Origin of the sequence: Methylobacterium sp. B4 (assembly GCF_003201865.1) — a bacterium.
Lineage (GTDB): Bacteria > Pseudomonadota > Alphaproteobacteria > Rhizobiales > Beijerinckiaceae > Methylobacterium.
On the sequence record NZ_QJJJ01000002.1, the window covers coordinates 263196 to 275749 of the forward strand.

13 protein-coding genes are annotated in these 12554 nt (G+C 71.1%); 10 read left to right on the forward strand and 3 right to left on the reverse strand.

Features of this window, described 5'->3' with window-relative positions; translation table 11 throughout:
* Position 1 precedes the first annotated feature (1 nt).
* The gene (gene hemE / locus BY998_RS04875) at positions 2-1072 is read right to left on the reverse strand and encodes a uroporphyrinogen decarboxylase (RefSeq protein ID WP_110350493.1); all 1071 of its coding nucleotides are present in this window, start codon (positions 1070-1072) and stop codon (positions 2-4) included.
* 772 nt (positions 1073-1844) lie between these two features.
* On the opposite strand from hemE, the gene BY998_RS04880 reads away from it, so the two are divergent.
* The 9 genes from BY998_RS04880 to BY998_RS04920 all read left to right on the forward strand — a co-directional run bounded on the left by BY998_RS04880 (position 1845) and on the right by BY998_RS04920 (position 9970).
* A complete protein-coding gene (locus tag BY998_RS04880) occupies positions 1845-2675 on the forward strand; it encodes a pyruvate, water dikinase regulatory protein (protein WP_110350494.1) in 831 nt (276 codons plus the stop codon).
* A 9-nt stretch (positions 2676-2684) separates the two neighbouring features.
* Positions 2685-3809, forward strand: a complete 1125-nt coding sequence (locus BY998_RS04885) for a glycosyltransferase family 61 protein (RefSeq protein WP_110350495.1) — start codon at positions 2685-2687, stop codon at positions 3807-3809.
* Between the two features lie 15 nt (positions 3810-3824).
* Entirely contained in the window at positions 3825-4439 is a 615-nt protein-coding gene (locus BY998_RS04890) for a Maf family nucleotide pyrophosphatase (protein WP_110350496.1), read from the forward strand.
* Between the two features lie 14 nt (positions 4440-4453).
* Positions 4454-5425, forward strand: coding sequence for a cation diffusion facilitator family transporter (locus BY998_RS04895; RefSeq protein ID WP_110350497.1), 972 nt, complete (start codon positions 4454-4456; stop codon positions 5423-5425).
* A 40-nt stretch (positions 5426-5465) separates the two neighbouring features.
* Positions 5466-6302 carry a shikimate dehydrogenase gene (locus BY998_RS04900; RefSeq protein WP_110350498.1) on the forward strand — a complete coding sequence of 279 codons (837 nt, stop codon included), beginning with the start codon at positions 5466-5468 and terminating at the stop codon, positions 6300-6302.
* Positions 6299-6919 carry a dephospho-CoA kinase gene (gene coaE / locus BY998_RS04905; RefSeq protein ID WP_110350499.1) on the forward strand — a complete coding sequence of 207 codons (621 nt, stop codon included), beginning with the start codon at positions 6299-6301 and terminating at the stop codon, positions 6917-6919. Before BY998_RS04900 ends, coaE begins: the two co-directional genes overlap by 4 nt.
* 328 nt (positions 6920-7247) lie before the next feature.
* Positions 7248-7958 (forward strand): DNA polymerase III subunit epsilon, encoded by a 711-nt coding sequence (gene dnaQ, locus BY998_RS04910; protein ID WP_110350500.1) that lies wholly within the window; start codon positions 7248-7250, stop codon positions 7956-7958.
* Positions 7959-8174: 216 nt separating this feature from the next.
* Entirely contained in the window at positions 8175-8636 is a 462-nt protein-coding gene (locus BY998_RS04915) for a CopG family transcriptional regulator (RefSeq protein WP_110350501.1), read from the forward strand.
* 80 nt (positions 8637-8716) lie between these two features.
* The gene (locus BY998_RS04920) at positions 8717-9970 is read left to right on the forward strand and encodes a PHB depolymerase family esterase (protein WP_110350502.1); all 1254 of its coding nucleotides are present in this window, start codon (positions 8717-8719) and stop codon (positions 9968-9970) included.
* A gap of 4 nt (positions 9971-9974) precedes the next feature.
* On the opposite strand, the gene BY998_RS04925 is transcribed toward BY998_RS04920, so the two are convergent.
* Entirely contained in the window at positions 9975-10427 is a 453-nt protein-coding gene (locus tag BY998_RS04925; protein WP_110350503.1) for an NUDIX domain-containing protein, read from the reverse strand.
* 59 nt (positions 10428-10486) lie between these two features.
* A complete protein-coding gene (locus tag BY998_RS04930) occupies positions 10487-11311 on the reverse strand; it encodes a 4'-phosphopantetheinyl transferase family protein (RefSeq protein WP_110350504.1) in 825 nt (274 codons plus the stop codon).
* 78 nt (positions 11312-11389) lie between these two features.
* Between BY998_RS04930 and ampC the strand changes: the two genes are divergently transcribed.
* Positions 11390-12547: a class C beta-lactamase gene (gene ampC / locus BY998_RS04935; protein ID WP_110350505.1), complete on the forward strand. Its 1158-nt coding sequence runs from the start codon at positions 11390-11392 to the stop codon at positions 12545-12547.
* Positions 12548-12554: the final 7 nt, after the last annotated feature.

Consider the following 12554-nt stretch of genomic DNA (forward strand, 5'->3'; position numbering starts at 1 on the left):
TTCAGCGGCCGGCCCGGAGTCGGGCCAGCATCTGCTCGACATGGGCGACCGGCGTCTGCGGGGTGATGCCGTGGCCGAGGTTGAAGATGTGCGGCAGCCCCTCGGTCGCGGCCAGGATGCCATCCACGGCCGCGTCCAGGGCCCGCCCGCCCTCGATCAGCGTCTCCGGGTGGAGGTTGCCCTGGGTGACCGTCGTCGCCGGCACACGGGCCCGCAGGGCCGCGAGATCGACCCCCCAATCGACGCCGACCGCGCTCGCGCCGGTCTCGGGCACGACCCGGGCGTGGCCCTCCAGCCCGGAGCCCTTGGCGAAGACGATGATCTTGGCCTCCGGCAACTCGGCCCGGATGCCCGCCACCATCCGGGCGATGGGCCCGAGCGAGAAGCGCTTCAGCGCGTCGCCGTCGGGGGAGTCCGGCAGCACCCCGGCATGGGATTCGAAGATCTGTACCGCGTCGGCACCGGCGCGGAGCTGGCGCACGAGATACGCGGTCTGCACCGTGACGAGCCGGTCGAGCAGGGCGTCGAGCAGCGCCGGATCGGCGGCGGCCAGCGCCCGGGCCGGGGCGAGATCCACCGTGCCGCGCCCACCGATCATGTAGCTCGCCACGGTCCAGGGCGCACCGCAGAAGCCGAGCAGCGTGGTCTCGTGGGGCAGGGCCCCCCGGATGCGCTCCACCGCCTCGAAAACCGGTGCGAGGTGCGAGAAGATCGCGGGGTCTCCCGCCTCGCGCAGGCGGTCGAACTGGGCGCGCCCTTCGAGGGCGTCGAGGCGCGGGCCTTCGCCCTCGACGAAGCGCACGTCCTGGCCGAGCGCGTGGGGCACCACGAGGATGTCGGAGAACAGGATCGAGGCCTCGAAACCGAAGCGGCGGATCGGCTGGAGCGTCACCTCGGTGGCGAAGGCCGGATTGTAGCAGAGGTCGAGGAAGGAGCCGGCTTCCGCCCGGGTCGCCCGGTATTCCGGCAGGTAGCGGCCGGCTTGGCGCATCATCCAGGCCGGGGGCGGGGAGATCGCCTCTCCCGACAGCACCCGCAGCACCGGCCTGTCCGCCGTCCTTGCCTCCGCCATGCCTGAAGCCCGCATCCTGCCTGATTGCCGTTCGGGGGAGGCCGGCGAGGTCGCGACCGCGCCATCCCCAACCCGGCCCTACTCAAAGAAAGAGAGATTCTAGAATCTCTGTTTTTTCTTCTGGACGTTGGATCGTGATGCCGCAAGCGCGTCCACAGGCCCTCCCCACAGCCGCGACGTTAATCGCCTCTTAACGGATTGGATCTAATCTCCATGATAGGCCAAGCTCACCAGCGGCTTGCGTGGGCCTGTGCGCCCTGACGACCCCTGCGGTCCCGGATTCTCCCAATCCGGCGACTCTGCCGTGTGCCTAAGGTCGGCATGTTGAGGGCGGAGTCGACGGTTTTCGGGACAACCCGCCGCCGCGCACCGATCGGCCCGGTTTTTCCCCACTTGTCGACTCCTCGGGCGCGGGTTGGGGACAAGGCGTGACGAAGCGGCCCGCCGGGCGAAGCAAGTCATTGAGATTCCGCTTGAATGCCGCTCGTGACGAGCGCGATTTTCTCGTCCAGGGCCGCGTGCTGGATCGCTTCGGCTTCGCCTCGCGATGACGGTGGGGGGCCTTCCTCCCCGTCATCGCGCGCGTCAACGAAGCGATCCAGGCTCCGCGACGGCGTTCGAAACGGCCTCGCGGGGTCCCTGTCCTCGCCACCAGCCCGACGGTCGATCGGCAATTCGGCATCGCCTTCGCGCAAAAAAATGCTCTAAGCATCGCGGTGGGGCGGTCCCGCTGCCCCGAGGACCGATGCGTCACGGCAGAGACGGGCCGACGATGAGCCGCAGCTACTTCCATCTCCACCTCGTCTCGGATTCCACCGGCGAGACCCTGATCAATGTCGGGCGCGCGGCGGCGGTGCAGTACGAGGGCATCTCGGCGATCGAGCACGTCTACCCGCTGGTGCGCTCCGGCGCGCAGCTCGAGCGGGTCATCTCGGAGATCAAGGCGGCGCCGGGCCTCGTGCTCTACACGCTGGTCGGCCACGAGCTGATCGAGCGCCTGGAAGAGGCCTGCCGCGAGACCGGCTCGCCGACGCTCAACGTGCTCCAGCCGGTCCATGCGCTGCTGCGCTCCTATCTCGGCGCCACCTCGACCGAGCGGCCCGGCGCCCAGCACATGCTCAACGCCGAGTACTTCAAGCGCATCGACGCGATGAACTTCACGCTGGCCCACGACGACGGCGCGCTGCCCGACGACCTCGACGAGGCCGACGTGGTGCTGGTCGGCGTCAGCCGCACCTCGAAGACGCCGACCTCGATCTATCTGGCCAATCGCGGCCTCAAGACCGCCAACCTGCCGCTGGTGCCGTCGATGCCTCTGCCGCCGAGCTTCGACCGGGCGAGGAAGGTTCTGATCGTCGGGCTGATCGCGAGCCCCGAGCGCATCGTGCAGATCCGCCAGAACCGCCTGCTCAGCCTCAAGGCCGACGACAACTCGTCCTACGTCGATCGGGAATCCGTGGCCGACGAGGTCGCCGCCTCCCGCCGGCTCTGCGCCAAGTACCGCTGGCCGACCATCGACGTGACCCGCCGTTCGATCGAGGAGACGGCCGCCGCCATCCTCGATCTCTACCGCGAGCATCGCCTGAAATTCATCGCGACCTGAGGCCGACGCGTGACGGAGGACGCCTGCGCCACGGCCGATCTGCGCGAGACGGTCCAGGCCGGGCGCGGGCGCTGCACCGATCTCAGCCTCTCCTACCGGGACTGGATGCCGCCGCTCGACCTCCTGATCGGGCAGGTCACGCCGGAATTGCTGCGGTCGTATCACGAGCAGACCATCGTGCTCGGGACGAGCCTCTACGAGCTGCCCGACGCGGAGGTGACGGAGGAGGGCGTCCTCCTCCTCGACGGCGTGTTCCAGTACGGAGCCCAGCTCAACATCTTCCCCGTCAATTTCGAGGGGCATTTCCGCGCCATCGCCGCGCGGCTCCCGGGCCTGCGCCGGGTCGCGGTCGAGGAGCCGGTGGTGCTGCTGACCGGCATGGGCCACCAGATGTACGGCCACTGGCTGGTCGATTTCCTGCCAAAACTCTTCCTGCTCGACCGGGCCGGGCACGACATCACCCGCCTGCGCTACCTCCTGCCCGCCGACACGCCGGATTTCGCGCGGGTCTGGCTCGGTCTCCTCGGCATCGGCGAGGATCGCCTCGTCGTCTACGACCGGACCCGGGATTGCGTCGTCTGCCGCCGGCTGCTCGTGCCGACCGCGTTGCGCTTCGTCAGCCGCGCCTCGCCGCTGATGCGCGAGGCCCGCCGCTTCCTCCTGGAGCGCGCGCTGCCCCGGCCCCGCTGGCGCCTCGGTCGCCGGAGCGAGCCGCGCGGCACGCGAAAAATCCTGATCTCCCGCTCGGACAATGCCGACACCAGGAACCGCCGCACCCTCGCTGAGCGGGCGGCGTTCGAGGAGGGCGCGGTGGCCCGCGGCTTCGAGCGCGTCCGGCCCGAGCGGCTGAGCGTCCCCGAGCAGATCGCCCTGTTCCGCTCGGCCGGCACGATCCTCGGGGAATACGGTTCGGGGCTGCACGGCTCGCTGTTCGCCCCCGCGGGCACGAACGTGGTGTCCCTGCGCGACAACGGGCTCGAACTCGGCTTCCTGCAGAGCTGCCTCGACCACGCGCTCGGCCATACCGGCGGCTACGTGATCGGTTCGGACCGCACCCCGGAGGGGTTCTTCTCCGTGGCGCCTCGCGATATCGACTTCCTGTTCGACTGGCTCGACTGGCGCGGCCTGCGCTGAGGAACCGCTTTTCCCGTGACCGCCTCCGCCCTCTGGCTCGCGCCCGCCCCGCTGCTCCTCGCCTCGGCGAGTGCCACCCGGCGCGACCTCCTGGCGAGCGCCGGCCTCCCCGTGGAGACGGCGCCCGCGCGAATCGACGAGCGCGCGCTCGAGGCCGAGAGCGGGGGTCTCGCCCCCGCCGCCCTGGCGCTGCGGCTCGCCCGCGCCAAGGCGGAGGAGGTGGCCGCGCGCCATCCCGGCCGCGTCGTGATCGGCGCCGACCAAGTGCTCGAATGCGAGGGCCGCGTCTTCCACAAGCCGGCCGACGCGCAGGCCGCGCACGCTCATCTCGCCCGGCTCCAGGGCCGGACCCACGCGCTGCATGCGGCGGTCGCGATCCTGCGCGAGGGCGAGGCGGAAGCCTTCGTCGAGACCGCGCTTCTGACCATGCGGCCCCTCGCGGCAGAGGCGATCGACGCCTATCTGCGGCTCGCGGGCGCCGCGGTGACGAGCTCGGTGGGCGCCTATCAGCTCGAAGGGCTCGGCATCCACCTGTTCGAGCGGATCGAGGGCGACCATTCGACGATCCTGGGCCTGCCGCTTACGCCGCTGCTGGCCCGGCTACGGGGCATGGGCCTGCTGGCGTTCTGAGACCGCGAGGACCGATGCAGGATCACGGGGACGAGCACGCGCATCATCACGATCATGCCGGGCATGGAGCTTCCCACGGGCATTCCCACGGGCACGGCCATGTCCACGCCCCGAAGGATTTCGGGACCGCCTTCGCCGTCGGCATCGCGCTGAACCTCGGCTTCGTCGGCGTCGAGGCGCTCTACGGCTGGCTCGCCAACTCCATGGCCCTGGTGGCCGATGCCGGCCACAACCTCTCCGACGTGCTGGGGCTCATCGCCGCCTGGATCGCCTCGGCGCTGGTGAAGCGGGCGCCCTCGGCGCGCTTCACCTACGGCCTGCGCGGCTCCTCGATCCTGGCCGCCCTGTTCAACGCCGTGGTGCTGCTCGTCGCCACCGGCGGCATCATCGTCGAGGCGGTGCAGCGCTTCCTCGAACCGGCGCCGGTCGCCGGCACTACGGTGATGGTGGTGGCCGGGATCGGCATCCTCATCAACGGCTTCACCGCCTGGCTGTTCGCCTCGGGCTCGAAGGGCGACATCAACATCCGCGGGGCCTACCTGCACATGGTGGCCGATGCCGCCGTCTCGGCCGGCGTGGTGCTGGCGGGCCTCGTCATCCTCGCCACCGGGTTCGACTGGCTCGACCCGCTGGTGAGTCTGGTCATCGCCGCGCTCATCATCGTCGCCACCTGGGGCCTCCTGCGCGACAGCGTGGCGATGTCGCTCGCCGCCGTGCCTCCCGGGATCGACCCGGAGGCGGTGCGCGCCTGCCTCGCCGCGCGCCCCGGCGTGCGCGGGCTGCACGACCTGCACATCTGGTCGATGAGCACCACCGAGGTCGCGCTCACCGCCCATCTCGTTCTGGCGCGGGAGAACCCGGGCCGGGATTTCCTCAAGCAGACGGCCGAGGAGCTGCGGGCGCGCTTCGGCATCGCCCACGCCACCCTCCAGGTCGAAATCGAGGGCGAGACCGCCTGCACGCTCCCCGCGGGCTGCGAGGCGTGACGTTTTTCAATTCTCGGGCGCGACCCGCCGGCAGGATCCCATGACCATCAAGGCCTTCGTCGTCGGCCATCCAATCGCCCATTCCCGCTCGCCGCTGATCCACGGCCACTGGCTGGCCGAGCACGGGATCGACGGCACTTACGAGCGCCTCGACGTGGCGCCCGAGGGCTTCGAGGCCTTCCTGCGCGGCCTCGCCCGTTCGGGCTTCGCCGGAGGCAACGTCACCATCCCGCACAAGGAGGCGGCCTTCCGCCTCGTCGATTCCCTCACGCCGCGGGCGGAAAAGATCGGGGCGGTGAACACGCTGATCGTCGAGAGCGACCGGGTTCTGGGCGACAACACCGACGCCCCGGGCTTCATCGCCCATCTCGACCGGAGCCTCGGCGAGAACTGGCCGGAGCGCACCGGCAGGGTCGCGCTCGTGCTCGGCGCGGGCGGGGCGGCGCGCGCCATCGTCGTCGGGCTGGTCGAGCGGGGTCTGACGGTCCGCGTGGCCAACCGCAGCCCCGAGCGGGCGCAGGCGCTCGCCGAACTCGACCCCGACAATGTCGAGGCCATCGCCTGGGAGGTCCTGCCGGAAGCGCTTCGTGCGACCGGGCTCCTCGTCAACACCACGTCGCTCGGCATGGCCGGGCAACCACCGCTCATCCTCGACCTCGACGCCCTCCCGGACCGCGCGGCGGTGGCCGATATCGTCTACGTGCCCCTGGAGACGCCGCTGCTCGCCGCGGCGCGGGCGCGGGGTCTCGCGGCGATCGACGGCCTCGGCATGCTGCTGCATCAGGCGGTGCCGGGCTTCGCGGCCTGGTTCGGCCTGCGCCCGGAGGTCACGCCGGCCCTGCGGGATAGGATCATCGCGGATCTGGTCGCGAAATGACGGCCGCTGAGCGACCCCGCCGCCCCGTGGTGCTCGGCCTCACCGGCTCGATCGGCATGGGCAAGTCGGCCACCGCCGCGATGTTCGCCGCCCGCGGCGTTCCGGTCCACGATTCGGACGCGGCGGTCCACGCGCTCTACGGACCCGGCGGCGCGGCAGCGCAGGCGATCGGGGCGGCCTTTCCGGGTACGCTCACGCCCGAAGGCGGGGTCGACCGTCCGGCGCTGCGCGCGGCGGTGCTCGGCGATGCGGAAAAACTCGCCCGGCTGGAGGCCATCGTGCACCCGCTCGTCGGAGCCGAGAGCCGTGCCTTCCTTGCCCGGAACGCCGACGCGCGCCTGGCCGTCCTCGACATCCCGCTCCTGTTCGAAACCGGCGCCGAGGCGCGCTGCGACGCCGTCCTCGTCGTCACGGCCCCGCCCGAGGTGCAGCGCGCCCGGGTGCTCGCCCGCCCCGGCATGACCGAGGCCGCCTTCGAGGCGATCCGCGCCAAGCAGATGCCGGATGGCGAGAAGCGGGCGCGGGCGGATTTCGTGATCGACACCAGTCGCGGCTTCGAGCACGCGGAAGCCGAAGTGGGGCGGATCGTGGAGAGGCTGGCACACGGGCAGGCATGAGGAGCGTGGCGTGGACGAACTCATCTCCCCGGTCGTCATCACACCGCTGACTGCCGACGACGGCGCTGGATTTGCCGCCTCGGTGCCCGATCTTCCCGGATGCATGTCCGATGGGGAGACACCGGAGGAAGCGCTCTGGAGTGTCGGCGAAGCGATCCAGACACCGCGACGATATGGTTTGGGGTCCCTGCCTGCTCAAGCCCGCTCCGCAAGTCCGCCCGAGGGCGCCACAAGCTGCGAAACTGCTTCGCGTGATGGTGCCGCCTCCGTAACCCTTTCCGGCAAGAATGGCCCCACCTCCCTCCCGCCGGGCATGGAACCAGAAAAAATGCTGCGCGAGATCGTCCTCGACACCGAGACCACCGGCACGGATGCGCGAAACGGCGACCGGCTGATCGAGATCGGCTGTGTCGAGCTGATCAACCACGTCCAGACCGGGAACGTCTATCACCAGCTCGTCAACCCGCAGCGGGCGGTCTCCGAGGGGGCGTTTGCGGTCCACGGCATCTCGGACGCGATGCTCGCCGACAAGCCGATCTTCGCCGACGTGGTGGATGCCTTCGTCGCCTTCTGCGGCGACGCGCGGCTGGTGATCCACAACGCGCCCTTCGATGTCGGCTTCCTCAACATGGAGTTCGCCCGGCTCGGACCGGCCGCGCCGAAGCCGATCGTGCTGGAGGAGGTGGTCGACACCCTGCTGCTGGCCCGCCGCAAGCATCCGGGCGCGGCCAACAACCTCGACGCCCTGTGCAACCGCTACGGCGTGGACACCGCCCGCCGGGTCAAGCACGGCGCGCTCCTCGACGCGCAGATCCTGGCCGAGGTCTATGTCGAACTCCTGGGCGGCAAGCAGACCAGCCTGGGCCTCAGCATCGCCGAACCGGCCGTGACCGTGGCGCGGGCGGATGTCGCCGATTCGGGCCCGGCCGGGCCGCGGCCCATGCGCAGCCGGCTCAGCGAGGATGAGCGCGTGCGGCATGTCAGCTTTGTCGAGAGTCTCGGAACAAACGCCGTCTGGCGGGAATACATGGAGCCGTAGGACGACGGCCGCTCTCAGGCCGACGACCCAAGTCGTTGTTCCGGCGCGATTCTCGGCGCCGGACGTACCGGTCGGCGAACGTGCCGGCGGCGAGACGTGATCCGACGACCGTCTCATCCGTTCCGCCCGCCCTTGCTGCAGCGCAAAAAGTTTCATCTTGCAGTGCAGCATGAGCCTCCCCATACCATCCCCATGGATGGCGCAGGGATGGGCGCAATGATGGATGTGATGCAGGAAGGACGCCGGGACGCTCCGATCACGGTAAAGCTCGATACCCGGATCGGTCCCCGGATCGGCGACAGCGAGAAGATCACGGTCAATCTCGGCTTCGTCGATCTCGGGCATGTCGATCTGCTCGTGTCGGAGGGCGTCTACGCCAACCGCAGCGACTTCATCCGCACGGCGGTGCGCAACCAGATCGAACGGCACGCCGACATCACCCGCCAGTCGGTCGCCCGCAAACCCATCGAGGTCGGGCTGCGCCGCTACGGCCGGGCCGAGTTGGAAGCCGCCCTGGCAGCGGGCGAACGGCTCGAAATCCGCGTCCTCGGCCTCGCCGTGATCGCCGACGACGTGCCGCCCGACCTTGCCGGCGGCGCGATCGCCTCGATCGAAGTGCTCGGCAGCCTCCAGGCCAGCCCCGCCGTGAAGCGGGCCCTGGCCGACCGCCTGCGCTGACCACCCCTCAAAACCCTTCATTCCTCGTGACCCGCTGCGCTCGCGCGCGCCCGTCGCCGACCCCGGAAAGCGAGACTTGCATGACCGATCATTCCACCACCCTCCTCGACGACATGGCCGAGGCGACGCGCCTGACCCGGGCCGGCCGGCTGAGCGAGGCGACGGCCCTGATTCAGCGCAGCCTCGGCGCGCCGGGAATGACCGCCGGAGGACCGCTCCGGACGGAGGGAGCGGCCAGGGCGCAGGTGCTGCCGCGGCTCGAAGGGCCGGCCGGCCGGTCCGAGACGCGCGATGCCGGGGAGGGCGCGACGCATGACGCGACCCTGATTCCCGAGCGGCTGCGCGAGAACATCGACCACATGATGCAGAACCTGCGCACCCTGGCGCCCTCGCTGAAGGGTCTCCTCGGCGACGGCCCGAAGGGGCCGTTTCCCGGCGCGGCGGGAACCGAGGACGGCCCGTTCGTCGAGCGCAGCTTCTCCAACGCCGCGGGCGCCCGCGACTACAAGCTGTTCATCCCGAGCCCCCGGGACGGGCGGCGTCCGCTCCTCGTGATGCTGCACGGCTGCACTCAGTCGCCGGACGATTTCGCGGCAGGCACGCGCATGAACGCGTTCGCCGAGGAGGAGGGCATCTACGTCGTCTATCCGCGCCAGTCGGGCCGGGCCAACGCGCAGAAATGCTGGAACTGGTTCGAGCCGGGCGACCAGGGCCGGGAGATGGGCGAGGCCGGCATCATCGCGGGGATCGTCCGCGCGGTCTCGACCGAGCACCCGATCGACACGAGCCGCGTCTACATCGCCGGCCTCTCGGCGGGCGGCGCGGCGGCGGCCAACATCGCCCGGGCCTATCCGGACCTGTTCGCGGCGGTCGGCGTCCATTCGGGCCTCGCCGCGGGCTGCGCGCGGGATCTGCCCTCGGCGCTCTCGGCGATGCGGGTCGGCGCGCCCGGCGGTGAGGCGCCCGGCGGGGCCTCAGGCTTCGGCGCCGGCTCGGTCGTCCAGGGCATCCGCATGCCGACGATCGTCTTCCACGGCGAGGGCGACGGCACCGTCAGTCCCCGCAACGCCGAGGCGGTGCTCGCCCAGGCCGGCATCGCCGACCTGACGCCGAGCCGGGAGGACGGCAGCAGCACCGGCCACACCTACACCCGCACCCGCTACGCCGACGAGGCGGGCCGGGTGCAGGTCGAGGCTTGGTCGGTGCGCGGCGCCGGCCACGCCTGGGCCGGGGGCAGCCCGGAGGGCAGCTACACCGATCCGGGCGGCCCGAACGCCTCGCGGGCGATGCTCGACTTCTTCCTCAGCCACCGCCTGCCGGGCCGTCGGGACTGAACCTTCAGCGGCCGCGCTCCTTAAGCGCGGCCGCGAGGCCGTCGGGAAACAGGGCGGCCCCCTCGGGTGGGGCGTCCGGCCGGACCCAGCGCGCCGTGCAGGGCGTGCCGTCATCCTCGTTGAAGAGAATCGCGTCGCGCTCGTAGAGGGTCGCGTCGTGCAGGCGGATCTCGGCGGCGAAGATGATCTCGTGGCCGAGCGCGCCCTCGTGGCGGTAGATGTTCTCGAAGGCCGTCCAGGCTCCGGTGATCGTCACGCCGCAGCCCAGTTCCTCCCGGAACTCCCGATCCAGGGCCTGTTCCCGGGTTTCGCCGAAGGCGATGCCGCCGCCCGGCGGACGCACGCCCTTGATCCGGCCGCGATCGTCCAGAACCTCCACCGCCAGCAGGCGATCCCGGCGCCAAGCGAGCCCGATCACCTTGGTGCGGATCGTCTGAGGCGGGCGCCACGTCGTCATCGCTTCTCGCCTCCGTTCGCGGCTTGCGATTCCCGAATACGGCGGCCAAGCGATGCGCGCTACGCCTCCGCGAACGCCGCCGCGGCGTCGCCCAGGGCGGTCCGCCACGCCTCCCACGCCGCGGTCTCGACGACGAGATCCACGGCCGGCGGGCGCGGCAGCACGAGCGCGGCGGCAAGGTCGCCCGCCGCGAAGCTGAGGCCCCGGTACTGCGCGAAGTTCGCGAAGGTGACGGACAGGCCCGGCCCCTCCCGCTCGACCCCCCCGACGGCCAGGAGTTCGAGCGGCACGGTCAGGCCGCAGCGCAGGGTTTTGGAGAGCGCCTCCTTCAGGCACCAGAGCCGCGTGAGCCGCTCGGCCTCCGGCACGACGAGGCGGGCAGCGAGGCGCTGGCGCTCGGCGGCATTGGTCTGGCTCGTCAGCAGCGGCACCTGGCTCGCCCGGATCCGCTCCAGATCGATCCCCATCGGACACGCCTCGGGATAGACCACCGCCACGGCGACCGGCCCGGCATGGGACAGGCTGAGCCCGAGCGTCCCGACGCCCTCGCCGGAGAGAACCGGCTGCTCCAGCACGCCCGGCCGGATCGCCAGCGCCCGCGGGTCGAGGTCAGGGTCGAGCGCGGCCAGGGCGCACTTGGCCGCGTAGCGCCCGATCAGCAGGCCGTGGCGGCGGCGGGCGTGCAGACGGTCGGTGAGCAGCGCCTCCTCCTGCGGGTGGAGGAAGCCGCCGCGATGGGCGTCGAGCCAGTCCAGCGGCGCGGCGGCGAGCGCGAGGCTCGCGCGCATCGCCCCGGTTCGCGGGGATGCGAGGCCGAGTTGCAGGGTGCGCACGAGGGGGGCGCTCGGCATTCCGGCGCGTTGCGCGCTATCCTCACCCGTCATCGCGCGTCCGACTTCCCCGTCCCAACAGGCCTGTCCAGCAAGCCCGCCCAAACAAGAAGGAAACGGATCATTTCCGCAATGCGCCGCCTCGGGATGCTCGCTCTCCTCCTCGCCCTGTCCCTCCTGCCGGCGAGGGTTCAGGCGAGCGACGCTCCAGCGGATCGGATCGCGGCGGCCGTGGAGCGCGCCTACCGCCCTCTCCTGAAGGCGCACGACGTGCCCGGGATCGCGGTGGCCGTCACCTGGGGCGGGCAATCCGCCTTCTTCCCGTTCGGGCTCGCCGCCAGGGCGGAGGGGCGCCCGGTGACGCGGGACACGCTGTTCGAGATCGGCTCGGTCAGCAAGACCTTCACCGCGACGCTCGCGGCCTACGCGCAGGCGCTCGGCCGCCTGTCGCTGGAGGATCCCGCCGGCCGCTTCCTGCCGGAACTGCGGGGCAGCCCCATCGCCGAGGCGCGGCTGACCGATCTTTGCACCTACACGGCGGGCGGGTTGCCGCTGCAATTTCCCGAGGACGTGACCGACGCAGCGACGATGCTCGCCTATTTCCGGCAGTGGCAGCCCTCCGCACCCCCCGGCACGCGGCGGCTCTACTCCAATCCCAGCATCGGCCTGCTCGGGGCGGCCACCGCCGCGGCCATGGGCGGCGACTTTGCGGATCTCGTCGAGACGCGGCTGTTTCCGGGGCTGGGCCTGAGCCGCAGCTTCGTTCGCGTGCCTGCCGCCGAGAAGGGCCGTTACGCCTGGGGCTACGGAAAGGACGACCGGCCGACCCGGGTCAATCCGGGCATGCTGGATGCCGAGGCCTACGGCGTCAAAGCCGGCGCCGCCGACATGCTCCGCTTCGTCGAGGCAAACCTCGATCCGTCCCGGCTCGATCCGGCGCTGCGCCGGGCGGTCGAGGATACCCATCGCGGCCTCCTCCGGGTCGGACCGATGGTGCAGGGGCTGGGCTGGGAGCAATATCCCTATCCGGTGCCGCTGGAGCGCCTTCTCGCCGGCAACGCCGCGCCGATGACGTTCGAGGCACAAGCCGCCGCGCGACTGGACGCGCCGCCGACCGGCGCGGGGCTGTTCAACAAGACCGGCTCCACCAACGGCTTCGGCGCCTACGTCGCCTTCGTGCCGGAAAGGCGCATCGGCCTTGTCATGCTGGCCAACCGGAATTTTCCGATTTCCGCCCGCATCGCGGCGGCGCACGCGGTGCTGGAGGCGCTGGCCGCCGAGGCGCCCTGAACCCGCC

Bases quoted from the DNA above. Each gene is read 5' to 3' on its own strand.
- BY998_RS04915 (WP_110350501.1), top strand. From the start codon at position 8,175: ATGATGGATGTGATGCAGGAAGGACGCCGGGACGCTCCGATCACGGTA.
- BY998_RS04920 (WP_110350502.1), top strand. From the start codon at position 8,717: ATGACCGATCATTCCACCACCCTCCTCGACGACATGGCCGAGGCGACG.
- BY998_RS04900 (WP_110350498.1), top strand. From the start codon at position 5,466: ATGACCATCAAGGCCTTCGTCGTCGGCCATCCAATCGCCCATTCCCGC.
- coaE (WP_110350499.1), top strand. From the start codon at position 6,299: ATGACGGCCGCTGAGCGACCCCGCCGCCCCGTGGTGCTCGGCCTCACC.
- BY998_RS04895 (WP_110350497.1), top strand. From the start codon at position 4,454: ATGCAGGATCACGGGGACGAGCACGCGCATCATCACGATCATGCCGGG.
- BY998_RS04880 (WP_110350494.1), top strand. From the start codon at position 1,845: ATGAGCCGCAGCTACTTCCATCTCCACCTCGTCTCGGATTCCACCGGC.
- dnaQ (WP_110350500.1), top strand. From the start codon at position 7,248: ATGCTGCGCGAGATCGTCCTCGACACCGAGACCACCGGCACGGATGCG.
- hemE (WP_110350493.1), bottom strand. From the start codon at position 1,072: ATGGCGGAGGCAAGGACGGCGGACAGGCCGGTGCTGCGGGTGCTGTCG.
- ampC (WP_110350505.1), top strand. From the start codon at position 11,390: ATGCGCCGCCTCGGGATGCTCGCTCTCCTCCTCGCCCTGTCCCTCCTG.
- BY998_RS04925 (WP_110350503.1), bottom strand. From the start codon at position 10,427: ATGACGACGTGGCGCCCGCCTCAGACGATCCGCACCAAGGTGATCGGG.
- BY998_RS04930 (WP_110350504.1), bottom strand. From the start codon at position 11,311: ATGACGGGTGAGGATAGCGCGCAACGCGCCGGAATGCCGAGCGCCCCC.